The organism is Streptomyces sp. NBC_00539 (genome assembly GCF_036346105.1).
Lineage (GTDB): Bacteria > Actinomycetota > Actinomycetes > Streptomycetales > Streptomycetaceae > Streptomyces.
The window spans coordinates 5,512,460-5,535,932 of record NZ_CP107811.1; the positions used below are offsets into that span (position 1 = coordinate 5,512,460).

General features: G+C 72.8%; 23 protein-coding genes and 1 tRNA gene. 14 read left to right on the top strand and 10 right to left on the bottom strand.

Annotation, left to right across the window (positions count from 1 at the left end):
* Window positions 1-98: 98 nt before the first annotated feature.
* The 5 genes from OG861_RS24725 to OG861_RS24745 form a co-directional block, all read right to left on the bottom strand.
* On the bottom strand, window positions 99-1,010 hold the full coding sequence (locus tag OG861_RS24725) for an MBL fold metallo-hydrolase (RefSeq protein ID WP_329193946.1): 912 nt from the start codon (window positions 1,008-1,010) through the stop codon (window positions 99-101).
* An 85-nt stretch (window positions 1,011-1,095) separates the two neighbouring features.
* Window positions 1,096-1,392, bottom strand: a complete 297-nt coding sequence (locus tag OG861_RS24730) for a hypothetical protein (protein ID WP_329193944.1) — start codon at window positions 1,390-1,392, stop codon at window positions 1,096-1,098.
* An 83-nt stretch (window positions 1,393-1,475) separates the two neighbouring features.
* Complete coding sequence (locus OG861_RS24735; RefSeq protein WP_329193942.1) at window positions 1,476-1,802, bottom strand: DUF202 domain-containing protein; 327 nt, start codon at window positions 1,800-1,802, stop codon at window positions 1,476-1,478.
* Window positions 1,799-2,197: a YidH family protein gene (locus OG861_RS24740; protein ID WP_329193940.1), complete on the bottom strand. Its 399-nt coding sequence runs from the start codon at window positions 2,195-2,197 to the stop codon at window positions 1,799-1,801. The genes OG861_RS24735 and OG861_RS24740 overlap by 4 nt, the downstream gene beginning before the upstream one ends.
* 4 nt (window positions 2,198-2,201) lie before the next feature.
* Window positions 2,202-2,735, bottom strand: coding sequence for an NUDIX hydrolase (locus OG861_RS24745; RefSeq protein ID WP_329193938.1), 534 nt, complete (start codon window positions 2,733-2,735; stop codon window positions 2,202-2,204).
* 73 nt (window positions 2,736-2,808) lie between these two features.
* Here OG861_RS24745 and OG861_RS24750 point away from each other — a divergent pair, with 73 nt between their 5' ends.
* The 4 genes from OG861_RS24750 (at window position 2,809) to OG861_RS24765 (ending at window position 9,319) form a co-directional block, all read left to right on the top strand.
* Complete coding sequence (locus OG861_RS24750) at window positions 2,809-4,464, top strand: FAD-binding dehydrogenase (RefSeq protein ID WP_329193935.1); 1,656 nt, start codon at window positions 2,809-2,811, stop codon at window positions 4,462-4,464.
* Between the two features lie 627 nt (window positions 4,465-5,091).
* Window positions 5,092-6,039, top strand: coding sequence for a hypothetical protein (locus OG861_RS24755; RefSeq protein ID WP_329193933.1), 948 nt, complete (start codon window positions 5,092-5,094; stop codon window positions 6,037-6,039).
* A 75-nt stretch (window positions 6,040-6,114) separates the two neighbouring features.
* Window positions 6,115-7,659: an APC family permease gene (locus OG861_RS24760; protein ID WP_329193931.1), complete on the top strand. Its 1,545-nt coding sequence runs from the start codon at window positions 6,115-6,117 to the stop codon at window positions 7,657-7,659.
* A 220-nt stretch (window positions 7,660-7,879) separates the two neighbouring features.
* Window positions 7,880-9,319, top strand: a complete 1,440-nt coding sequence (locus OG861_RS24765) for an amino acid permease (RefSeq protein ID WP_329193929.1) — start codon at window positions 7,880-7,882, stop codon at window positions 9,317-9,319.
* 133 nt (window positions 9,320-9,452) lie between these two features.
* On the opposite strand, the gene OG861_RS24770 is transcribed toward OG861_RS24765, so the two are convergent.
* Window positions 9,453-9,540 (bottom strand) — tRNA-Leu (locus tag OG861_RS24770).
* 190 nt (window positions 9,541-9,730) lie between these two features.
* Between OG861_RS24770 and OG861_RS24775 the strand changes: the two genes are divergently transcribed.
* The 3 genes from OG861_RS24775 (at window position 9,731) to OG861_RS24785 (ending at window position 12,404) form a co-directional block, all read left to right on the top strand.
* The gene (locus OG861_RS24775) at window positions 9,731-11,056 is read left to right on the top strand and encodes a M20/M25/M40 family metallo-hydrolase (RefSeq protein ID WP_329193927.1); all 1,326 of its coding nucleotides are present in this window, start codon (window positions 9,731-9,733) and stop codon (window positions 11,054-11,056) included.
* 137 nt (window positions 11,057-11,193) lie between these two features.
* Window positions 11,194-11,427, top strand: a complete 234-nt coding sequence (gene chpH, locus OG861_RS24780; protein WP_136215000.1) for a chaplin ChpH — start codon at window positions 11,194-11,196, stop codon at window positions 11,425-11,427.
* Between the two features lie 152 nt (window positions 11,428-11,579).
* Window positions 11,580-12,404 carry a chaplin gene (locus tag OG861_RS24785; RefSeq protein WP_329193924.1) on the top strand — a complete coding sequence of 275 codons (825 nt, stop codon included), beginning with the start codon at window positions 11,580-11,582 and terminating at the stop codon, window positions 12,402-12,404.
* Between the two features lie 59 nt (window positions 12,405-12,463).
* On the opposite strand, the gene OG861_RS24790 is transcribed toward OG861_RS24785, so the two are convergent.
* Window positions 12,464-12,652, bottom strand: coding sequence for a DUF5703 family protein (locus OG861_RS24790; protein WP_190185296.1), 189 nt, complete (start codon window positions 12,650-12,652; stop codon window positions 12,464-12,466).
* Between the two features lie 47 nt (window positions 12,653-12,699).
* Between OG861_RS24790 and OG861_RS24795 the strand changes: the two genes are divergently transcribed.
* Window positions 12,700-13,362: a hypothetical protein gene (locus OG861_RS24795; protein ID WP_330261865.1), complete on the top strand. Its 663-nt coding sequence runs from the start codon at window positions 12,700-12,702 to the stop codon at window positions 13,360-13,362.
* Window positions 13,363-13,429: 67 nt separating this feature from the next.
* On the opposite strand, the gene OG861_RS24800 is transcribed toward OG861_RS24795, so the two are convergent.
* Window positions 13,430-15,688, bottom strand: a complete 2,259-nt coding sequence (locus OG861_RS24800; protein WP_330261866.1) for a helix-hairpin-helix domain-containing protein — start codon at window positions 15,686-15,688, stop codon at window positions 13,430-13,432.
* Window positions 15,685-16,677, bottom strand: coding sequence for an aldo/keto reductase (locus tag OG861_RS24805; protein ID WP_329193918.1), 993 nt, complete (start codon window positions 16,675-16,677; stop codon window positions 15,685-15,687). The genes OG861_RS24800 and OG861_RS24805 overlap by 4 nt, the downstream gene beginning before the upstream one ends.
* A gap of 100 nt (window positions 16,678-16,777) precedes the next feature.
* Here OG861_RS24805 and OG861_RS24810 point away from each other — a divergent pair, with 100 nt between their 5' ends.
* Both OG861_RS24810 and OG861_RS24815 read left to right on the top strand, forming a co-directional pair.
* Window positions 16,778-17,827: an LLM class F420-dependent oxidoreductase gene (locus tag OG861_RS24810; RefSeq protein WP_329193916.1), complete on the top strand. Its 1,050-nt coding sequence runs from the start codon at window positions 16,778-16,780 to the stop codon at window positions 17,825-17,827.
* Between the two features lie 203 nt (window positions 17,828-18,030).
* Window positions 18,031-18,819 carry a ferritin-like domain-containing protein gene (locus tag OG861_RS24815; protein WP_329193915.1) on the top strand — a complete coding sequence of 263 codons (789 nt, stop codon included), beginning with the start codon at window positions 18,031-18,033 and terminating at the stop codon, window positions 18,817-18,819.
* Between the two features lie 5 nt (window positions 18,820-18,824).
* Here OG861_RS24815 and corA read toward each other — a convergent pair whose 3' ends face one another.
* Entirely contained in the window at window positions 18,825-19,826 is a 1,002-nt protein-coding gene (gene corA / locus OG861_RS24820; protein ID WP_329193913.1) for a magnesium/cobalt transporter CorA, read from the bottom strand.
* A gap of 55 nt (window positions 19,827-19,881) precedes the next feature.
* Between corA and OG861_RS24825 the strand changes: the two genes are divergently transcribed.
* From OG861_RS24825 to mshC, 4 genes are all read left to right on the top strand, one after another.
* Window positions 19,882-20,571 (top strand): histidine phosphatase family protein, encoded by a 690-nt coding sequence (locus OG861_RS24825; RefSeq protein ID WP_329193912.1) that lies wholly within the window; start codon window positions 19,882-19,884, stop codon window positions 20,569-20,571.
* Window positions 20,572-20,654: 83 nt separating this feature from the next.
* Complete coding sequence (locus tag OG861_RS24830; RefSeq protein WP_329193911.1) at window positions 20,655-21,245, top strand: DUF3090 domain-containing protein; 591 nt, start codon at window positions 20,655-20,657, stop codon at window positions 21,243-21,245.
* On the top strand, window positions 21,209-22,045 hold the full coding sequence (locus tag OG861_RS24835) for an SCO1664 family protein (RefSeq protein WP_443056463.1): 837 nt from the start codon (window positions 21,209-21,211) through the stop codon (window positions 22,043-22,045). Before OG861_RS24830 ends, OG861_RS24835 begins: the two co-directional genes overlap by 37 nt.
* 121 nt (window positions 22,046-22,166) lie before the next feature.
* On the top strand, window positions 22,167-23,396 hold the full coding sequence (mshC, locus tag OG861_RS24840; protein ID WP_329193910.1) for a cysteine--1-D-myo-inosityl 2-amino-2-deoxy-alpha-D-glucopyranoside ligase: 1,230 nt from the start codon (window positions 22,167-22,169) through the stop codon (window positions 23,394-23,396).
* The last annotated feature ends 77 nt before the right edge of the window (window positions 23,397-23,473 follow it).

The following is a 23,473-nucleotide window of genomic DNA, read 5'->3' on the forward strand; positions in this document are numbered from 1 at the left end:
GTATGGCGAACGGAAGCCATCATGCCGACCAGTCGGTATGCCGTCCAGTGCCCCGGGCCGGGAAATCCTCCGGGGGAGGCCCCCCCGGCCCGGCCGACTCAGGCGTGGCAGAGTATCGGCGTCCCGCCGTTCATCACCGTCATGTCCTTGAGTACGGCCATGATGTCCAGCGGCGCCCCTTCGGGCTCCCCGGCCAGCTCCGCGTAGGCCCGGTGCAGGTTCGCCACCAGCCGCTCGCTCTCCCGCCAGGCCGCGAATTCGCCCAGGTCGGCCCCGCGCGCGACCTCCAGCGGCGTCAGACCCTTCGCCACGCCCTCCCGGGCGAGTTCGGCGACGTGGCGCAGATACCGCTCGGTGGCGTCGTACGCCGACGGGTCGGTCAGCGGCCCGTGGCCCGGTACGACGGTCTCCGCGCCGAGCGAGCGCAGCAGCTCCAGCGCCCGAAGCGACCCGGCGAGGGAGCCCATCGCCAGGAACGGCGTGCCCTCGGCGAAGACGAGGTCCCCCGTGAAAACGACCCGCCGGCGGGGCAGCCAGACGACGGAGTCCCCGGTGGTGTGCGCGACGCCCGGGTGGATGACCTGGACCTCGGTCTCCCCGACGTGCAGGGTCATCCGGTCGCTGTAGGTGAGGGAGGGCGCGGTGATCTCTATGGTGCCGAAGTCGGTCGCGGGCCAGATCATCTCCAGCTGGTGCCCGGCGGCGAGCTGCTCGGAGCGCGCGTTGTCGTGGCCGAGGACCAGCGCCTCGGGGACGAACACGCCGTTGCCGTAGGTGTGGTCGCCGTGGTGGTGGGTGTTCACCACCGTGCGGGGCAGCGGCACCCCGGCCGCCACGACCGCGTCCCGCAGGGCCAGCGCCCGGCGCTCGGTGGCGGCGGTGTCGATGAGCAGCGTCCGGCCGCCGTCGCTGACGAAGCCGGCGTTGTTCAGGCACCACCCGCCGTCGGGCTGGACGTAGGCGTACACCCCGGTCGCGGGCTGGACGAGGTACGGCTCGTCGATGGTCATCGGCGCTCTCCCCGGGTCGCTTGACAGGCGGTCAGCATCCTGCCAGTCGTGACGGCGCCGGGGGAGGGCGGGGTCTGCCGGGGCGTCAGTGGTCGTCGTAGTGCCCGTCGTGCTCGGCGTGCCGGTGGCCGTCGTGCAGGTAGTCCACGTGGTCGCCGTGCGGGACGGCCTCGTGACCGCAGGCCGGTCCGTGCGCATGGTCGTGGTCCTCGTGCGCCGCGTGTCCCTGCGTCTCGCACTCGTCCCAGTGCCCCGCGTGCTCCCGGTGCAGGTGGCCGTCGTGCGCGTAGTCGACGTGGTCGCCGTGGGGCACCTGCGGGTGGCCGCAGCCGGGGGCGTGGGCGTGCTCGTGCAGGAGGTGTTCCTGGTGGAGGGTCGTCATGGCGCCGAGGCTAGCCCCGATCATCCCTGTATGGCCGTTATGCCCTCTGTGGCGCGGAGAAGGCGGATCATCCGGCCGTCCGATCATGTGATCACCGTCATGGCGAACACCGCCAGCGCCACCGTGCACAGCACCGCCCCCAGCGCCACCCGCGGCGCCAGCACCGGCGGACGATAGGCCTCCAGCTCCCGGATCCGCCGGTGCGCCACGCCCAGGAACACCAGCCAGACCAGCGCGATCAGAGCCGCCCCACCCACCTCCAGCACCGACCCCGACCCGCGCAGCGCCTGGCGCAGCGCGAGGACCGCCGTCACCGCACAGGCCAGCGTCGTACGCCGCCACGCCAGCCGGGTCCGCTCCGGCTGGAGCCCCGCGTCACGCCCCTCGTCCGGCCCCGGCACCGCCCTCACCGCGGGTTCGTCAGGCCCAGCAGGACGACCACCACCATCGCCCCCGCGACCAGCCCCACCCCCAGGCCCAGCACCACCGGGAACCGGGACACCGGCAGGTCCGCACCCCGCCGCATCGCCCGCTCGCACCGCACCCAGTGGTTCACCGCCCGCAGCGCACAGGCCGCCCCCACCGCGAGCAGCGCGAGGGCCATCCCGACGCGCACCCCCCACCGCAGGTCCGTCAGGAACTGGTCGACCGCGAACCCGCCGCCCACCAGCGCCAGCGCGGTCCGGACCCAGGCCAGGAACGTCCGCTCGTTGGCCAGCGAGAACCGGTAGTCCGGTGTCTGGCCCTCCTCCTTCAAGCGCTGGGGGGAGAACCACAGGCGCACGTCCTTGACCAAATCGATCACCCGGTCAATCTACTGGCCACCCCTCGTGCGCGCGCAGCCGCCGGTAGGCCTCAAGCCCGTCCGGCACCCACGCCCAGGCGCCCTCCGCCACCCGCTGCGCCAGTTCCTCCTCGGAGAGCCACGCGTGCCAGGCCACCTCCGACTCCTGCGGACGCACCGGCAGCCCGCACCGCACCTCGTGCACGTACGACCACCAGGAGCCGCCCGGCCCCTCGTAGAGGAACTTGAACAACGGCCGCGGCTGCTCCAGCCCGTGCACCCCCAGCTCCTCCTCGGCCTCCCGCAGCGCCGCCCGCGCGTAGTCCTCCCCGGTGCCCAGCACCCCGCCCACGAACATGTCGTAGTGCGAGGGGAACACCAGCTTCGAGGCGGTCCTGCGGTGTACGAAGACGCGCCCCTGCGCGTCCGTCACCCGTACGAACACGCACCGGTGGATCAGCCCGCGGGCGTACACCTCCCCGCGCGGCGCCCGCCCCGTCACCCGGTCGTCCCGGTCCACCACGTCCAGTACCTCGTCTGCAGCGCCCACACGATTCATCCAACACCCCTGTTGACGGGTTACCGATCCGTAGCAAAGGATCTGCCCCACCACCGACGGAGGACGGCAGCGCATGACGTACGACGCAGACGTGATCGTGATCGGAGCCGGGCTCGCGGGTCTCGTGGCCACCGCCGAGCTCGTCGACGCGGGCCGCAAGGTCATCCTGCTCGACCAGGAACCCGAGCAGTCGATCGGCGGTCAGGCGCACTGGTCCTTCGGTGGCCTCTTCTTCGTCGACTCGCCCGAACAGCGCCGGATGCGGATCAAGGACAGCCGCGACCTCGCCCTCCAGGACTGGCTCGGCACCGCCGGCTTCGACGGCACGCAGGACGCCTGGCCGCGCCGCTGGGCCGAGGCCTACGTCGACTTCGCGGCCGGGGAGAAACGCCCCTGGCTGCACGCCCGGGGCGTCCGCTTCTTCCCCGTCGTCGGCTGGGCCGAACGCGGCGGCTACGACGCGGGCGGGCACGGCAACTCCGTGCCCCGCTTCCACATCACCTGGGGCACCGGCCCCGGCCTGGTGGCCCCGTTCGAACGCCGGGTGCGCGCCGGAGCGGCCCGCGGCCTGGTCGAGCTGCGGTTCCGCCACCGTGTCACCGGCCTCTCCCGTACGGCCGGCACGGTGGACACCGTCAGCGGCGAGGTCCTGGAACCCTCCGACGTGCCGCGGGGCCGCGCGAGCGGCCGCGAGAGCACCGGCACCTTCTCCCTGCGGGCCCAGGCGGTGATCGTCACCAGCGGGGGCATCGGCGGCAACCACGACCTCGTCCGCGCCCAGTGGCCGGCCCGGCTCGGCACCCCGCCCGAGCGGATGCTGTCCGGGGTCCCCGCCCACGTCGACGGCCTCATGCTCGGCATCGCCGAGGAAGCGGGCGCCAGCCACATCAACAAGGACCGGATGTGGCACTACACCGAAGGCATCGAGAACTGGGACCCGATCTGGGCCCGGCACGGGATCCGCATCCTGCCCGGCCCGTCCTCGCTCTGGCTCGACGCCACCGGCAAGCGGCTGCCCGTGCCGCTCTTCCCCGGCTTCGACACGCTCGGCACCCTCGACCACATCATGGGGACCGGCCACGACCACACCTGGTTCGTGCTCAACCAGCGCATCATCGGCAAGGAGTTCGGCCTCTCCGGCTCGGAGCAGAACCCCGACCTGACGGGCAAGTCGGTGCGCGACGTCATCGACCGCGCCCGCCGGGCCGTACCGGGGCCGGTCAAGGCCTTCATGGACCGCGGTGCGGACTTCGTCGTCGAACGTGACCTAGCCGCCCTGGTACGCGGCATGAACGCCGTCACCAAGGAGAACCTGCTCGACGAGGCGACCGTCCGCGAGGCGGTCGTGGCCCGGGACCGGGAGATGGCGAACCCGTTCTCCAAGGACGCCCAGGTCACGGCGATCCACGGAGCGCGCAGGTACTTGGGCGACCGGCTGATCCGTACCGCCGCGCCGCACCGCATCCTGGACCCGAAGGCCGGCCCGCTGATCGCCGTCCGGCTGTCCGTCCTGACCCGCAAGTCCCTCGGCGGCCTGGAGACGGACCTCTCCTCCCGCGTACTGACCGGCGACGGCGAGCCGCTTCCCGGCGTGTACGCGGCCGGCGAGGCGGCCGGCTTCGGCGGCGGCGGCGTGCACGGGTACCGCGCCCTCGAAGGCACTTTCCTCGGCGGCTGCGTCTTCTCGGGCCGCGCGGCGGGCCGTGCCGCGGCCGAGGCGGTGGGCTGAGCGGAGCGGCGGGCCGGTAGCGCCATTCGGCCACTGACGCCCGGCTCCCGCATCCGCCCCCCGCGTGTGCCGGTCCCTGGCCCCTCGGCACCGGTCCTTCCGCGCCCGTCACCTCTCGGACAGCCCGTGGACAGCCGCAGGAGCCCCCTCCCGGCGTCGGCGGCCCCGCGACGGGCGCTGCGCGTTCCTCGGAGCGGTACGCACACCGCGCCCGCGCCGTGGCGCTGTCCGCGCAGGTCGGCGCGGCTGCCGGGGCCCTTCTGCGGTGCGGTTCCGGGAGGCCGGACCGGTCCGGGGAAGGCCGTCGCCGCTCGTCACGCGGACACCCGTCGACGGCTCCCCATGGCCGCCGCCGTGGTGCGGTCAAACCGGCACAACAGCCTCAACCCAGGCCTTCGCCGGAGCAGTTGAAACCCGCCACGCGCCGGGCTGGACCTTGACGCGGAGCTGTGCTCACCGGTTTGCTGTGCGTGATCATCCGGTCCCGGACCGGCGTGATCCGGCCGCAGTGCCCGCCCCACCGGTGCCACCGGCACCGCAATGCACCACCCGCACCACCCGCACCGTCCCCGCGCGTGCTGCCCGCACGCCGTCCACCCGCGTCCGTGTCCAGGAGGGAAACCGCGGATGTCCCCGCCTCCGCCGCCCCTCGGCCGCGCCCGCAAGCGGGACGCCCAGCTCTTCGACCCCGCCCTCTGTGACGCGGAACTCGTCGACGTCCGCGCCCAGTTCACCCAAGGCCGGTGGTCCAAGGCCCGCTCCCTCCTCGTCGGCACCGGCGACGACTGGGACCGCCGCGGCCACCGCGTCGTCGTCCTCGCCCAGACCCCGGCCGCCAACGCCTGGGCCCGGGAATGGCTGCTCGCCGAACCCGAGAGCGCCGACGCCGCCACGCTCCTCGCCTGCGCCGCCGTGTTCACCGCACTGCGCCGCAAGGGCACGCCCGAGGCCGCCGACGAGGCCTGCCGCCGGGCCGCCGCACTGCTCCCCGCCGACCCCACCCCCTGGCTCGGCCTGCTCATGCTCTCGCGCGCCTTCGGCACCGAAGAGGAGTTCAGCCGCCACTTCGACCAGGTGCGGGCCCGCCACCGGGAGCACCACCACGCCCACCACCTCATGGTCGCCAAGCTCGCCGAGCGCAACCCCGCCGTCGGGTACGACCCGCTCCACGAGGTCTACGACTTCGCCGCCTGGGCCGCCGAGGAATCCCCGGCCGACTCACCGCTCGCCGTGCTCCCCGTCATCGCCCACGCCGAGCGCTACCGCGTCCTCGCCGCCGTCCACGGCCGCAGCCCCGGCGCGGCCGCCGCGCACTGGTCCGGCCGCCGCGCCCGCCAAGTGCTCCGCTCGGCCTTCGACTGGTGGCTCGAATGGGAGCGCGAGGACCACCCCCGCAACCGGGTCGACCTCAACTTCCTGGCCCACGCCAAGCTCTGCGAAGGCCGCCCCGCCGAGGCCGCCGCCCTCTTCCACCGCATCGGCAGCCACGCCACCCGCGCCCCCTGGTCCTACCCCGACCTCGACCCGCACAAGGCCTTCCTCGCCGCGCGCAGCGCCGCACTCGGCACTGCTTGACGCACCCCGTTCCAGGCACGCCGCCCCACCGCACCGCCCCGCGCCCCCGCCCTTCCCCCGAAAGGACACCCCGCCATGCCGACGGGCAGATCCACCACGCTCACCGACCCGGCCGAGATACGGACCTACAAGGGCCAGGACCGGGCCCTGCGCGCCGACCGGCTCGGCACCGCCGGTCTGCTGCTCTCCGTACTCGCCGCCAGCGCGCCCCTGATGGTCGTGGCCGGCGTCATGCCGACGATCTTCGGCGTCATGGGCATCGTCGGCCAGCCCCTGCTGTACGTCGTCCTCGGCGCCGTCCTCGCCCTGTTCAGCGTCGGCTACTCCGAGATGAGCCGCCACGTCCACAACGCCGGCGCCTTCTACGCCTACATCGCCCGCGGCCTCGGCCCCACCGCCGGCTCGGCGGCCTCCTTCGTCGCCCTCGTCGCCTACAGCGCCATGCAGGTCGGCGTCTACGGCATCCTCGGCTTCGAGATCTCCGGCCTCTTCGCCACCTACCTCGACGTCGAGCTCGCCTGGTGGATCCCGGCCCTGATCGCGGTCGCGGCGACCGGCGCACTCGGCTGGCTCAAGATCGACCTCAACGCCAAGGTGCTCGGCGTCCTGCTCCTGATCGAATGCGCCCTCGTCGTCGTCTTCGACCTCGCCGCCCTCGGCAAGCCCGGCGCCGAAGGCCTCTCGCTGCACGCCTTCGACCCTTCGACGCTCAGCGGGGCCGGTCTCGGCACCGCCCTGTGCTTCTGCATCGCCGCCTTCGTCGGCTTCGAGCAGTCGCCGGTCTACGCCGAGGAGACCAGCAAGCCGCACATCGTCGTCTCCCGCGTCATGTTCCTCGCCGTCGGCTTCGTCGCCCTCTTCTTCGCCCTCAGCGCCTGGGCCCTCACCGTCGCCACCGGTCCCGGCCAGGTGGTCAAGGCCGCCGCCGACGCCGGTCCCGGCCTGCTCTTCCAGCTCACCGAGAGCCGCCTGGGCACCGCCTTCACCGACGTCCTGCACGTCCTGTTCGTCACCGGCATGTTCGCGGCCATGCTCAGCTTCCACAACGTGGTCGCCCGCTACGCCTTCGCCATGGGCCGAGAGGGTCTCCTCCCGGCCCCCTTCGGCCGCACCAACCCCGGTACCGGCGCCCCCGCCACCGGCTCGCTCCTCCAGACCGGCATCGCCGCCGTCGTCGTCATCGCCTTCGCCCTGACCGACGACATGCCGGCCGGCGACCCCACCGCGCCCGTCCTGCACCTGTTCACCTGGATGGGCAGCGTCGGCGCCCTCGGCGTGACCCTTCTCATGGCCACCGCCTCCTTCGCCGTGATCGCCTTCTTCGTCCGCCGGGGCACCGCGGCCGCCCAGGTGTGGCGGCTCGTCGCGGCCGGCGCCGCGGGCCTCGCGCTGCTGTTCATCGCCGTCTACACCGTCAAGGACTTCGCCGTCCTGGTCGGCGCCGAGGAGGGCTCCGCGCTCAGCTGGGCCCTGCCCGCCCTCATCGCCGTCGCCGCGCTCGCCGGCCTCGTGCACGGCCTGGTGCTCCGCTCCCGCCGCCCCGAGGCGCACGCCCGGATCGGCTTGGGCAACGAGGCCTTCCGTCTCGACCAGGCGGCGGAATCAACCCCCCGCGGCTGACCCCCTCACCCTGCTTTCAAGCCCTTACGAGGCCCCTGGCGCCCCTTTCCATGGTCGCCGGGGGCTTCCGTGCTCATGAACGCGTTTTTGGCGGGCAGCGGAGCCTCATGGTCTCCTGGGGCCACCAACCCTCCGGACCGCGGCACAGGTGAGACCACCCAGCTCCCCTGCGTGGCGGCCGGGGACCTGCCTGTCCCACCCACGAAGGCGAAGTCATCACATGAGTGACAGCACCTTGGCCAAGGCCCCCAGCCCGCCGTCTTCCCCGCACGTCGACGCCGGCGACGAGGGCTACAGCAAGGACCTCAAGTCCCGCCACATCAACATGATCGCCATCGGCGGGGCGATAGGCACCGGCCTGTTCCTCGGCGCCGGGGGCCGCCTGGCCGGCGCCGGGCCCTCCCTCGCGATCGCCTACGCGGTGTGCGGGATCTTCGCGTTCTTCGTGGTGCGGGCCCTCGGCGAGCTCGTCCTCTACCGCCCGTCCTCCGGCGCCTTCGTCAGCTACGCGCGCGAGTTCATGGGGGAGAAGGGCGCCTACGCGGCCGGCTGGCTGTACTTCCTGAACTGGTCGACCACCACCGTCGCCGACATCACCGCCGCCGCGACCTACGCCCACTTCTGGGCGATGTTCACCGACGTCCCCCAGTGGGTCCTCGCCTTCATCGCCCTCGCCGTCGTCCTCACCGCGAACCTGATCTCGGTGAAGTACTTCGGCGAGATGGAGTTCTGGTTCTCCCTGGTCAAGGTCGCCGCCCTGGTCGTCTTCCTGGCCGTCGGCATCTACCTCGTCGCCACCAGCCACCCCATCGACGGCCACACCCCGGGCCTCTCCTCGATCACCGACAACGGCGGGATCTTCCCCGTTGGCATGGTCCCGATGCTCCTGGTCATCCAGGGCGTCGTCTTCGCGTACGCCTCCGTCGAACTGTGCGGAGTCGCCGCCGGCGAGACCGAGAACCCCGAGAAGATCATGCCGAAGGCGATCAACTCGATCATGTGGCGCGTGGGCCTGTTCTACGTCGGCTCCGTCGTCCTGCTCGCGCTGCTGCTCCCGTACACCTCGTACTCGGCAGATCAGAGCCCCTTCGTCACCGTCTTCGACAAGCTGGGCGTCCCCGGCGCCGCCGGCGTCATGAACCTGGTCGTGCTGACCGCGGCCCTCTCCAGCCTGAACTCCGGCCTCTACTCCACCGGCCGCATCCTGCGCTCGATGGCCATGTCCGGCTCCGCCCCCAAATTCACCGGCGTGATGAACAAGGGCAAGGTCCCCTACGGCGGCGTCCTGTTCACGGCGGCCTTCGGTGTCGCCGGCGTCGCCCTGAACGCCTACATGCCCAAGGACGCCTTCGAGATCGTCCTGAACTTCGCCTCCCTCGGCATCCTCGGCACCTGGGCGATGGTCATGCTCTGCTCGCTGCACTTCTGGCGCCGGGCGAAGCAGGGCCGCGTGGAACGCCCGTCCTACCGGCTGCCCTGGGCCCCGTACACGCAGCTCGTCACGCTGGCGTTCCTGCTGACCGTGCTGGTCCTGATGTGGTGCGACGGCGGAGTGGGCCGCACCACGGTCCTCTTCGTCCCGGCCATCGCCGCGGCCCTGGTCGGCGGCTGGTTCCTGGTCCGCGGCCGCGTCGCCGCCCTCGCCGCCGCCCGCGACTGACCCCCCCCGGCCCGGTACGGAGAAGGACCCCGCCTCGGCGGGGTCCTTCTCCGTACCGGCGTCACGATGAAGCCACGCCCGCGCCAACCGGCCGCAAACGCAGAGAACCCCACACGAAGTGGGGTTCTCTCAGTGGTGTCCGAGGGGGGACTTGAACCCCCACGCCCGATAAAGGGCACTAGCACCTCAAGCTAGCGCGTCTGCCATTCCGCCACCCGGACAAGGTGTCTGTCTCGCGTCCCTCGCGGGCCGTTCCGACGTGGAAAACATTACCAAACATTCCGGGGTGCCCGATCACACCCCCCGGTCACCCGTGAGGCTCCCACCGGGTGACCGGGCTCCGCCCTTGGGGAGAGCGCCCCGGAGCGGGAGGATGGGACGGCAGCCGGTACTGATCAGTGGGAGGAACACGTGAGCGAGTCGAGCGCGGGCAGGACCGTCTCCGGTGAGGACGAGGTCGTGGACCTCTGCCGGGACCTCATCCGGATCGACACCAGCAACTACGGGGACCACTCGGGCCCCGGCGAGCGCAAGGCGGCCGAGTGGGTCGCGGAGAAGCTGGCCGAGGTCGGGCTGGAACCTCAGATCATCGAGTCGCACAAGGGGCGGGCCTCGACGGTCGCGCGCATCGAGGGCGAGGACCCTTCGCGCCCGGCGCTGCTGATCCACGGGCACACCGACGTGGTCCCCGCCAACGCGGCCGACTGGACGTACGACCCCTTCGCCGGCGAGATCGCCGACGGGTGCCTGTGGGGGCGCGGCGCCGTCGACATGAAGGACATGGACGCGATGACGCTGGCCGTCGTACGCGACCGCATGCGCAGCGGCCGCAAGCCCCCGCGGGACATCGTCCTCGCCTTCCTCGCCGACGAGGAGGCCGGCGGTGTCTACGGTGCCCGGCACCTCGTGGACAAGCACCCCGGCCTCTTCGAGGGCGTCACCGAGGCGATCGGCGAGGTCGGCGGCTTTTCGTTCACCGTCAACGAGAACCTGCGCCTCTACCTGGTGGAGACCGCCCAGAAGGGCATGCACTGGATGCGGCTCACCGTGGACGGCACGGCCGGCCACGGTTCCATGACCAACAACGACAACGCGATCACCGAGCTGTGCGAGGCCGTGGGACGGCTCGGACGCCACCAGTGGCCGGTGCGCGTGACCAAGACCGTGCGGTCGTTCCTCGACGAACTCTCGGACGCCCTCGGAACCCCGCTCGACCCCGACAACATGGACGCCACGCTCGCCAAGCTCGGCGGTATCGCCAAGATGGTCGGCGCAACGCTGCGCAATTCGGCGGCCCCGACGATGCTGGGCGCCGGCTACAAGGTCAACGTGATCCCCGGCCAGGCCACCGCGCACGTCGACGGCCGTTTCCTGCCGGGCTACGAGGACGAGTTCTTCGCCGACCTCGACCGGATCCTCGGCCCGCGCGTGAAGCGGGAGGACGTACATGCCGACAAGGCGCTGGAGACGGACTTCGACGGGAAGCTCGTCGACGCCATGCAGGGCGCCCTCAAGGCGGAGGACCCGATCGCCCGGGCGGTCCCGTACATGCTCTCGGGCGGCACGGACGCCAAGTCCTTCGACGACCTGGGCATCCGCTGCTTCGGCTTCGCCCCGCTCCAGCTGCCGCCCGAGCTGGACTTCGCCGGAATGTTCCACGGAGTGGACGAGCGGGTCCCGCTGGACGGGCTGAGGTTCGGCGTTCGCGTACTGGACCGATTCATCGACAACGCCTAACGCCCGGGAATCGGGAAGGTGTGCGGATTCCACTGAGAAGAGTGAATGCGCTCATACGCTCGTAGCCCTGGTGATCCCTCCTCGTTACAGGTGGTGCGGTCCGCGGCTGGGACCGCACTTGCCTACTAGGAGGAACAATGCTCAAGAAGGTTGTCGCCGCTGCGGCTGCCACCGGTGGTCTGGTTCTCGCGGGTGCGGGCATGGCTGCCGCCGACGCGGGCGCCCAGGGTGCGGCCATCGGCTCCCCCGGCGTCCTGTCGGGCAACGTCGTCCAGGTCCCGATCCACATCCCGGTCAACGTCTGCGGCAACACCGTCAACGTGATCGGTCTGCTGAACCCGGCCTTCGGCAACACCTGCGTCAACGCCTGACGCGTCTGCAGTCCTTGGCCCCGGAGCGCATTCCAGCGCTCCGGGGCTGCCGGGCTTTCGGGCCCGCATCTCTTTCTATTCGGCGTCGCAGGCGGGGGAGCGTGTACGGCCTGTACGCCGACCGAACGTACACAGCATGGGGACGAGTACAGATGCGACGACCCGTAGTACAGGTCACCAGGAAGACCCTGATCACCATGGCGGCCGCCGGCGGTGCGCTGGCGCTCGGCGGTGGTTACGCGCATGCGGACGCCGGGGCGGTCGGACACACGGTGAACTCGCCGGGCGTACTGTCCGGCAACAACGTGCAGGCGCCGGTGAACGTGCCGGTGAACGCCTGCGGCAACACGGTCACCGTGATCGGAGGCCTGAACCCGGCCTTCGGCAACCGCTGCGCCAACGGCGGCGGCCCCGCGAAGCCGGACCACCCGGGCCACCCCGGCAACCCGGGGACCCCCGGCCACCCGGGTCATCCGGGCAATCCCGGGACCCCCGGCCACCCGGGCAACCCCGGCCACCCGGACGAGCCGTGCGACGACCACCCGGGCAACCCGGGCAACCCCGGGACTCCGGGCAACCCCGGCAACCCGGGCACGCCCGGCAATCCGGGTAACCCCGGAACTCCCGGCAACCCCGGGACTCCGGGTAACCCGGGCACGCCCGGCAACCCCGGCAACCCCGGGACTCCGGGCAACCCCGGGACTCCGGGCCACCCCGGCAACCCGGGTACTCCGGGCAACCCGGGCACGCCCGGTAACCCCGGGACTCCGGGCACGCCCGGAACTCCCGCCAACCCTGGTAACCCGGGAACCCCGGGCACGCCCGTTAACCCCGGCACCCCAGGGACGCCCGGCCAGGGCCACGGCAACCTGGCCGCCACCGGCTCGGGCGACGTGCTGACGGCCGGACTGCCGCTCGCGGGCGGGCTGCTGCTCGCCGGCAGCGTGCTCTACCGCCGCGCCCGCAACGCCGCCTGACGGCTACGCGAACGGGCACACGGGTACTCCGGACGCGGGCCCCCTCCCGGGGGCCCGCGTCACCAAGTGGCGCGGACCTGACGGATGATCCGGCGGCGCAACCGCACGCGGCGACTGCCGTCCCGGAGCAGCGTCAGCCGGTCGAGCTCCCAGTGCCCGTACTCGGCGTGGTCGGTCAACATGCGGGTCGTCTCCTGGCGCGGCACCCCACGGGGCACGTACAGGTCGACAAATTCGTATTCCGGCATCGCATCTATTGTGCGGGCAGAGGCCTCCTACGGATAGCGTCTGCACTATGTCTGATGCCGCTCTGCCCACTGTTGCCGAGGTACGCGCCGCCGCCGAGGCGGTCAAGGCCGCGCTCGACCGCCACCTCGCCGCGGTCGAGAGCAGGATCGGGGACGACGACCCGGCCGTCTACGCCGCGTTCAACGAGCTCGCCGCCGCCGCCGATGAGTACGACGAACTGCTCTACGACCGCTACGACGAGGTCACCCCCTTCGAGATCCCCACCCCCGAGGACGGTGTCCCGTACACCGGCCCCGCCGAGCCCGCCGCGTTCAGCGTGCTCATCCGCCGCGACTACGCCGTGGTCGAACCACAGCGCCTGATCGCCCAGGCCGACCGCGTCGCCGCGCACGACCCGGACGCCGAGTCGGTCGAGGACGGTGGCACCGCCGGGGCGCTGGGCGTCCTCTTCGGGGAGTACGAGCCCGACGAGATCCACTCCCGCTACCGCGAGTTCGGCCTGGAGGAGGGCGACTCCACGTTGTGGATCGCCGCCGCGGAGGAGGCGACGGAACCGGGCGAGTGGCTCGACTTGCCCTTCGAGCACGCCGACGCGCAGAACGTGCTGCACCGGTTCGACGTGAGTTCCGTCTTCGACGAGGAGCCGGACGACTTCGAGGACGACGACGTGCCGGACGGGGCCACCGAGCCGGGCCTCACCCCCGCCTGACCCCCGCGTGACGGCGTGGGCCCCCGCCCGGCACCGGACGGGGGCCCACGCCTCTGCGAGGCCGTCGTTACTCGGGCTGTTCCCGGGCGGCCGCCGCGAGGGCCCGCAACAGGTCCGCCAGCCGGGTCGTGCGCGGCTTGGGCGGTACGTCGGCCACCGCGCGCGCCAGGGCCTGGTCGACGCCGTGCACCACGGAAAGGTGCCGCCCGGCGCGCCCGAAGGCCGTGTACACCCAGTCCCGGGACAGCGCGTCCGCCGCGTCCCCGGGAAGCACCACGACCACCGCGGGCCAGCGAGCCCCCACGGCCTGGTGCCCGGTCACGGCCCAGCCGTGCCGCACCTGCGACTCCACCCGTTCCTTGGCCACGACGGTCCGCGCGCCCGCCGCCTCCAGGTGCAGCCCCTGCGCGTCGGCCGACACCACCCGGGCCGGAAGGGCCCGCCCGGGCGCGGGTACGTACACCACCTTGTCGCCGGGGTCGAAGCCGCCGAACCGGCCGGGGCCGGGGTTCAGCCGCTCCTTGAGGGCCGCGTTCAGCGCCCGGGTCCCGGCCGAACCGCCGTGGCCCGGGGTGATCACCTGCACGTCGTCGGCCGGGATCCCGAAGGCGCGCGGTACCGACTCGGCCACCAGCTGGACCGTGCGGTGGACGGCCTCGCCCGCGTCCCGCACCGGGACGATGACGACCTCCTTGCCGGGGGCGTCGACCTGGTTCAGCTCCCCGATGCCGATGCCCGACACCAGCTCGCCCAGCGGTCTCGGATCCGGGACCCGGGAGACGACCTGGGGGCAGGTCCGGGCCGCCAGCACATCGGCGAACACCCGCCCGGGCCCCGCGGAACCCAGCACGGCGGGGTCACCGGACAGCACCAGGCGGGCCCCGTCGGGCACCGACTCGACCAACGCGGCCGCGCTCTCCACGTCCAACTGGGGCGCGTCCAGGACGATGAGCAGGTCCAGCGCGAAGTGCCCCTCGGCGTCCCGCCCCGGCCCCTCCGTCCCGTCGAGCAGGCCCGCCACGGTGACGGCGCCCTCCGCCGGGGCGTGCGCGGCCAGAGCGGCCCGCAGGCCGAGCCGGCGCGCGGCCGCCAGCAGGGCCGCCGGTTCGGCGCGGGCGGCCTCGCCGCCGGTGTGGGTGACCAGGCCGTGGCCGGAGACGGCCCGGATCAGCTCGGCGCCCGGACCGCCGCCGGCGGCCTCCTCCCAGTCCGCGGGACCCGCGAAGGTGCTGGCCACCCGGGCCAGGCCGTCGGCGAGGCTCTCCTCGGCCAGGGCGTAACCCTCCAGCCCCACCAGGACCGTGCCGGGCCGCTCGTCCTGCTGGTCTTCCGGGGAACCTGCGGATTCCGCGGACTCCGGGGACTGCGCGTCGGGCGACGGCTCGTGGAACACCAGTACCGCGCCTTCGCCGATGGCCTGTTCCAGGGCCGCGGCCGGGTCCGGTACGCCGTACTGCGCCAGCGCCTTCTCCAGGACCGGCGCCTCCAGGGCGGTGTGCCCCTTGAGCGCGGCCTGGGCCAGCAGCCAGCCCACCAGCGCGCCGCCCCGGCGCTCGTCCCCGGGCCCCGCCTCGTCGCCCAGCAGGGCGCGGGCGAACCCGTCGGCCTGGGTGGGGCGCACCCCGGCCACCGCCAGGAGCCGCCACGGGTTCTCGCCGAGCTGCCCGGCGGCGCCTTCGCCGAGCGCGGTGGCGGCCGCCTCCGCGAGCGCCTCGGGGGCTCCGCCCCGGGCCAGCACGGCCCGTACGCCCTCGATGTCCCCGGCCGCCGCGACGGGCGCGGTGGGGCGGGGCGTCGGGGGAGTGGGAGCGGCGGCCCTGCGCGGCGCGGCCGGAGCGTCGTCGAAGTAGGCGGTCGGGGGCTTGGCCCCGCTCTCCACCGCCCGTACGGCCGCCAGCAGATCGGCGGCCGTGCCGCTGAGCTTGGCGCCCGCCTCGACCGGTGCCTGCCGCTCCGCCTTGCGCCGGGCGATCCGCTCCCGCTCGATCTTCTGCGCGGCCAGCTCCGCCTGCGCCTCGCTGAGCCCGGGCTCGGCGCCCTCGGCCGCCTCCCCGCCCGCGGAAGCCTCCTCGCCCTCCGAAGCCTCCTCGCCCTCCGAAGCCTCCTCGCCCTCCGAAGCCTCCTCGCCCTCAGACGCCTCCCCGGCCGTGGCCTCCGCCGCCTCCCCGTTGTCCTCCGGGGCTTCCTGCCCGCCCGTGCCCGGTTCGCCCCGGGCGGCGTCGGCTGCCCCGGAGGACTCCGGGGCACGCGCGTCCTCGACCGCCCCGGCCTCCGGGCCGGTGGCGTCCGGTTCGTCCGCGGCGGTGGCGGCGGGGTCGGTACTCACAGCGTGCTCCAGTCCTGATCGGGGTAGCGGTGCACGGGCGCCGACACGTCGTCCAGCGCCCGGCAGATCTCCTCCGGAAGACTAAGGGCCTCCACTGACAGCGCCGCCCCGAGCTGCGCCGGCGTACGCGCGCCGACGATCGGCGCGACCACTCCCGGCCGGTCCCGCACCCACGCCAGCGCGACCTGGAGCGGGGTCACCGCCAGTCCGTGCGCGGCCGTCGCCACCGCATCCACGATCCGGCCCGACGCCTCGTCCAGGTACGGGTCCACGAAGGCGGCCAGGCTCTGCGACGCGCCCCGCGAGTCCGTCGGCGTACCGGCCCGGTACTTCCCCGTCAGCACGCCCCGGCCCAGCGGGGAGGACGGCAGCAGGCCCACGCCGAGGTCCAGCGCGGCCGGTAGCACCTCCCGCTCCACGCCCCGCTGGAGCAGCGAGTACTCCATCTGCGTGGAGGCGAGCCGGGTCCGCGCGCCGGGGGCGGCGAGCTGCCAGGTGGCCGCTTTCGCCAGTTGCCAGCCGCTGAACCCCGCCACCCCGGCGTACCTGGCCCGGCCGCTGCTGACGGCGAGGTCCAGCGCCTGGAGGGTCTCCTCCAGCGGGGTGTTCGGATCGAAGGCGTGCACCTGCCACAGGTCCACGTAATCGGTCTCCAGCCGGGCCAGGGAGTCGTCCAACGCCGCCAGGAGGTGCCCGCGCGAGCCGTCGCACCGCCGGTCCGGGTCCCGCACGGAGCCCGCCTTGGTGGCGATCACCAGCTCCCGGCGCGGCACCAGCTTCCCCACGAGCTGCCCGAGGAGGTACTCCGCCTCCCCGCCCCCGTACACGTCGGCGGTGTCGACGAGGGTGCCGCCCGCCTCCCAGAAGGTCTTCAACTGTTCTGCGGCGCCCGCCTCGTCCGGTCCCTCCGCGGACCGGCCCCAGGTCAGGGTGCCGAGGCCGATCCGGGACACGCGCAGGCCGGTGCGGCCGAGATGCCTCTGCTCCATGAGCGCTGAGACTACTGGGGCACTGCCGCGGGCGACCGGGGCGCGCTACAGTCCCCGCAGACCTACGTTACTGATCGGTAAACCGGTAAGGGGACGACTCATGCGGCTCGGCATCAATCTCGGTTACTGGGGTGCGGGCATGGACGGCGACAACCTCGCCGTCGCCCAGGAGGCCGACCGCCTCGGCTACGACGTCTGCTGGGCCGCCGAGGCCTACGGCTCCGACGCCGCCACGGTCCTGGCCTGGGTCGCGGCCCAGACCGAGCGGATCGACGTCGGCTCGGCGATCTTCCAGATCCCGGCGCGCCAGCCCGCGATGACGGCCATGACCGCCGCCACCCTCGACTCCCTCACCAAGGGCCGCTTCCGGCTCGGCCTCGGCGTCTCCGGACCGCAGGTCTCCGAGGGCTGGTACGGCGTGAAGTTCGACAAGCCGCTCGCCCGGACCCGCGAGTACGTGGAGATCGTCCGCAAGGCCATGAGCCGCGAGCGCCTCTCCTACGACGGGCAGCACTGGACCCTCCCGCTGCCCGGCGGCCCCGGCAAGCCGATCAAGCTGACCGTGCACCCCGAGCGCGAACACATCCCGCTCTACATCGCCGCCATCGGACCGAAGAACCTGGAGCAGACCGGCGAGATCGCCGACGGGGCCCTGCTGATCTTCCCCGCCGCCGAGCACCTGGAGGAGACCGCGCTGCGCCACATCCGCGCGGGCCGTGAGAAGGCCGGGCTGACGATGGACGGCTTCGACGTCTGCCCCACCGTGCCCCTCGCCGTGGGCGACGACGTGAACGCCCTCGCCGACACGTTCCGCCCGTACACCGCCCTGTACGTCGGCGGTATGGGCAGCCCGAAGCAGAACTTCTACAACCAGCTCGCGCAGCGCATGGGCTACGAGAAGGAAGCCGCCGAGATCCAGGACAAGTACCTGGGCGGCGACAAGGCGGGAGCCGCCGCGGCGGTCCCGCACTCGCTGATCGACTCGACCACCCTGCTCGGCTCGGTGGAGCGGATCGCGGACGGGATGCGCGCCTACGCCGACGCCGGGGTCACCACCCTCACGCTCGCCCCGGCCGGGTTCACCCTGGACGAGCGGATCACCGCCCTACGGGCCGGCGTACAGGCCCTGGAACACGCAGGCCTGGCCTGAGGGTCGTCCCGTAGGCCGGCCGGCGAACGCCCTGCGGCCGTGGTGGGGGCTCGGGGGTCTTCCCCGCCACGGCCGACACAGCCAACAACGCGCGGGGCGGCCCCGGGGTTACGCCCCGGCACCCCCGCCTCGGCTTCGTTCATTCGGCCGAGTCCCGCCACGCATCGGTTGCCCGCCCGCCGTATCCGCCTTTGACTCGGAGCATGCTCTCTGCCCGCAGCCTGTTCCAGGAGATCATCGAGAACGACGACTCCTTCCAGCTGTTCTGTTCCATCGCCGCCAGCGGGGAGTCCCAGGGCGGCTGGGAGAACGGCCGCATCTGCGCGTTGGTCCCCGACGGATTGCGCCACCTCGCGCCCAAGATCGCCCGGCACGGCGCGGACGAGGACAAGCACGGCCGGATCTTCCAGGCCCTGCTGCGCAGGCGCGGCCTGCCCGCCGTCCCGGTGCCGCCCGAGACGGACTACACGATGCTGCTGGAACGGCGGGGGATCGGCCTCGCGCACGAGAAGCTGAACCGCGAGGAGCCGCTGACCGAGGAGGACGTCGTCGTCTACCTCGCACACAGCCGCGTCACCGAACAGCGCGCCGCCGACCAGATGGACATGCTGGTCAAGCACTTCGGGGACCACCCGGAGGTCGGCAGGGCCCTCCGCATGATCAGCAACGACGAGGACAACCACCTCGCCTACTGCCACGAGGAACTCCTGGCCCTGGTCCGCGCCGGCCACGGCCGGACCATCCAGCGGGTGCTGCGCGAGAGCGCCCTCGCCGAGATCGCCGTCTACCGGGACGTGAGCCTGGCCGTCATGGCGCACATGGGCAGGCTGCTGAGGTGGCCCGCACCCAAGGCGGCCGCCCTCGCCGCCGGGATCCGCGGGACGTACGCCTACGAGCGGTTCAGCGGCTGGCACCGCATGGTCGGCCTGAGCATGCCCCAGCGCCGCGACGCACTCGGCGGCGTACCGTCCGGCGCGCCGGGATACGCCTGACGGTCCTACAGCCAGCCGCGGCTCTTGAACAGCCGGTGCAGGCCGATGCAGGCGGCCGCCATGACCACCAGGACCGCCGGGTAGCCCCAGCTCTGCCTGAGCTCCGGCATGTGGTCGAAGTTCATCCCGTAGATCCCCGCCACCATCGTGGGGACGGCCGCCATCGCCGCCCAGGCGGAGATCTTGCGCATGTCGTCGTTCTGCCGGACGCCCATCTGCGCCAGGTGCGCCGACAGCGCGTCCGACAGCAGCCGGTCCAGCCCCTCGATGTACTCGTTCGCCTTGGTCAGGTGGTCGGCGACGTCGCGGAAGAAGGGCTGGGAGCGCTCGTGCACGAACGGCACGTCCCCGAAGGCCAGCCGGTCCATCGGCTGGAGCAGCGGGCTCGTGGCCCGGCGGAACTCCAGCACCTGCCGCTTGAAACCGTAGATCCGGGCGGCCGTGCTCTTCGTGTTCCGGCTGTCCGTGGCGTTCGGGGCGAACACCTCGGCCTCCAGCTCCTCCAAGTCCACCTGCAGCTCCGCCGCGACCTCGATGTAGTGGTCCACCACCGCGTCCGACACCGCGTAGAGCACTGCCGTCGGCCCGTGCCGCAGCACCTCCGGGTCCTGCTCCAGGCGCCGGCGTACGGCGGCCAGCGCGGCGCCCTCGCCGTGCCGGACGGTGACCACGAAGGAGTCGCCGATGAAGACCATCAGCTCGCCCGTCGTCACCGTGTCGGTGTCGTCGTCGTACACGACCGGCTTGAGGACGACGAACAGCGAATCGTCGTAGACCTCCAGCTTGGGGCGCTGGTGCGCGGTCAGCGCGTCCTCCACCGCCAGTCTGTGCAGCCCGAACTCCTGGCTGACGTGCTCGAATTCCTCCTCCGTGGGCTCGTACATCCCGATCCACAAGAAGGCGTCACCCGTCGCCCGCGCCTCGGCGAGGGCATCCGAGAAATCCTCGGGGGCCTCGGAGCGGCGGCCGTCCCGGTACATCGCGCAGTCGACTATCACGCGGGGCATTCTCCCTCCATCCGCCCCCCACCCGCGCACCGCCACGACCGCTTAAGGTGGCCCCATGGCCACGCTGATCCTCGTACGGCACGGGCGGTCCACCGCCAACACCGCGGGCTTGCTCGCCGGATGGACCCCGGGGGTGAGCCTTGACGAACGCGGCGCCGAACAGGCCGCCGCACTGCCCGGACGCCTCGACGGGGTACCGCTCGCCGCCGCCGTCAGCAGCCCGCTGCAACGCTGCCAGGAGACCCTCGCCCCGCTGCTGGCGGCCCGCCCCGGGCTGAACCTGCACACCGACGAGCGGATCGGCGAATGCCACTACGGCGACTGGTCCGGCCGCAAACTCTCCGAACTCGCCGACGAACCCCTGATGAAGATCGTCCAGCAGCACCCCTCCGCCGCGGCCTTCCCCGGCGGCGAGACCATGCGCGCCATGCAGGCCCGCGCCGTGGACGCCGTACGGGAGTGGAACGCGCGGATCGACGAGGAGCACGGCGCCGACGCCGTCTACCTCATGTGCTCGCACGGCGACATCATCAAGTCCCTTGTCGCGGACGCCCTCGGCATGCACCTCGACCTCTTCCAGCGGATCCATGTCGACCCCTGTTCCGTCACCGCCATCCGCTACACGCAGACCCGCCCGTTCCTGTTCCGCCTCGGCGACACCGGGGACTTCGCGGGCCTCGTGCCGCGCAAATCGCCCGAAGACGGCGGGGACGCCGTCGTGGGCGGTGGTGCGGGCGCGGCCTGATCGAACGGCGCAGTAGGGTGGACGGGCCAACACAGGCAGCCCGCCCACGCCCCGCCCCTGCCATCGACACTTGGAGACTGGACGTGCCCCGTCAGGTGTTCCTTTACGACCCGCCGGACCGCTTCGTGGCCGGCACGGTCGGTCTGCCTGGACGCCGTACGTTCTTCCTCCAGGCCTCCTCCGGGACCCGCGTCACCAGCGTCTCCCTGGAGAAGACGCAGGTCGCCGCGCTCGCCGAGCGGATGGACGAACTGCTGGACGAGGTCGTACGGCGCACCGGCGGCAACGCCCCCGTCCCGGCCGTCGCCTCCACCGAGGCCGCCGACACCGCCCCTCTCGACGTACCCGTCGAGGAGGAGTTCCGCGTCGGCACGATGGCCCTGGCCTGGGACGGCGAGGAACAGCGGATGATCGTCGAGGCGCAGGCGCTCGTCGAACTCGACGCCGACTCCGACGAGGACCTCGCGGAAGCGGAGGAGCGCCTCCTGCAGGACGAGGAGAACGGCCCGCCGATGCTGCGCGTGCGCCTCTCCGGCGCCCAGGCCCGCGCCTTCGCCAAACGCGCCCTCGACGTGGTCAACGCCGGCCGGCCGCCGTGCCCGCTGTGCAGCCTGCCGCTCGACCCCGAAGGCCACGTGTGTCCCCGCCAGAACGGCTACCGGCGCCAGGCGTGAGCGCAGTGAACCCCACCGAGGAACTTCTCGCCAGAGGTGAGCTGACCGTCCGGGGCCGCATCGCCGAGGCCTCCAACGCCGTCCTGCTGTGCACGGTGACGTACGAGGGCGTCAGCGCCGAATGCGTCTACAAGCCCGTCAAGGGCGAGCGGCCGCTGTGGGACTTCCCCGACGGCAGCCTCGCGCAACGCGAGCGCGCCGCCTACCTGGTCTCCGAGGCCACCGGCTGGGGCCTCGTACCGGAGACGGTGCTGCGCGAAGGCCCGTACGGCGAGGGGATGGTCCAGCGGTGGATCGACGCCGGTGACGCGCCCGAGCCGGAGCTGCTGGCGCTCGTCGAGGGCGAGGAGGCCGGGGAAGGCTGGAAGCCGGTCGCCCTTGCCGAAGTGGGGCAGGGACGCACCGCGCTGCTCGTGCACGCCGACGACCCGAGGCTGCGCCGCCTCGCCGTCCTGGACGCCGTCATCAACAACGCCGACCGCAAGGGCGGCCACCTGCTGCCCGCCCCCGACGGCCGGCTCTACGGCATCGACCACGGCGTGACCTTCCACGCCGAGGACAAGCTGCGCACCCTGCTGTGGGGCTGGGCGGGCGAGCCCCTGACGGACGAGGCCCGCACCGTCTTGACCACCCTCGCCTCCCAGCTGGCCGGCGGGGGGCCCCTCGCCACCCGGCTGGCGGATCTGATCACCGCCGCCGAGCTGGCGGCCGTACGGGCCCGCGTGGCCCTCCTGCTGCGCGAAGGAACGCATCCCCGGCCCTCGGGGCAGTGGCCCGCCATCCCCTGGCCACCGGTCTGAGCCGCCCGGGCCCGGCCGGCCCGCACCACGCACATGCCCGGCCGGACCGCAAGAGTGGTGATCAGGCCAACAGTGCTGGTCCGGTTCGATGACGGAACATCCGTCCGGTTAGGCTCGAAGCATGCATGCCTGGCCCGCTTCTGAGGTCCCCGCCCTGCCCGGCAAGGGCCGCGACCTCCAGATCCACGACACCGCGACCCAAGGGACGATCACCCTCGCCCCCGGTCCCGTCGCCCGTATCTACGTCTGCGGCATCACGCCGTACGACGCCACCCACATCGGTCACGCGGCCACCTACAACGCGTTCGACCTGGTGCAGCGCGTGTGGCTCGACACCAAGCGGCAGGTTCACTACGTCCAGAACGTCACGGACGTCGACGATCCGCTGCTGGAGCGGGCGCAGCGCGACGGCCACGACTGGACCGAGCTCGCCGAACGCGAGACGGCCCTCTTCCGCGAGGACATGACCGCCCTGCGGATCCTGCCGCCGCGGCAGTACATCGGGGCCGTCGAGGCCATACCCGGCATCGTGCCGCTCGTCGAGCGGCTGAGGGACGCGGGCGCCGCCTACGAGCTCGAAGGCGACGTCTACTTCTCGGTGGAGTCCGACCCGCACTTCGGCGGCGTCTCCCGCCTCGACGCCGAGGCCATGCGGCTGCTCTCCGCGGAGCGCGGCGGCGACCCCGAGCGCCCGGGGAAGAAGAACCCGCTCGACCCGATGCTGTGGATGGCCGCGCGGCCGGGCGAGCCGAGCTGGGACGGCGGCTCCCTGGGCCGAGGCCGGCCGGGCTGGCACATCGAGTGCGTGGCCATCGCCCTGGACCACCTGGGCATGGGCTTCGACATCCAGGGCGGCGGCTCCGACCTGGCCTTCCCGCACCACGAGATGGGCGCCTCGCACGCCCAGGTGCTGACGGGCGAGTTCCCGATGGCCAAGGCCTACGTCCACGCGGGCATGGTCGCGCTGAACGGCCAGAAGATGTCGAAGTCCAAGGGCAACCTGGTCTTCGTCTCCGCGCTGCGCCGGGCGGGCGTCGACCCGGCCGCGATCCGGCTCGCGCTGCTGTCCCACCACTACCGCGCCGACTGGGAGTGGACGGACGCGGTCCTGGAGGAGGCGGTGGCCCGGCTGGAGCGCTGGCGCGCCGCCGTGTCCCGCCCGGACGGCATCCCGGCGGACGCCCTGGTCGAGGAGGTCCGCGAGGCCCTGGCCAACGACCTGGACGCCCCCGCCGCGCTGGCGGCCGTGGACCGCTGGGCCGACGCCCAGAACGCCTCGGACGGCTCCGACGAGTCGGCCCCGGGCCTGGTCTCGCGCACGGTGGACGCCCTGCTGGGCGTGGCGCTGTAACCCGCGCCGCCGCCGTCGCCCGGGCCGTGCCCCGGACGTCGTCGGCGGGCCGAACGGACGACGCCGGACCGGCCGCG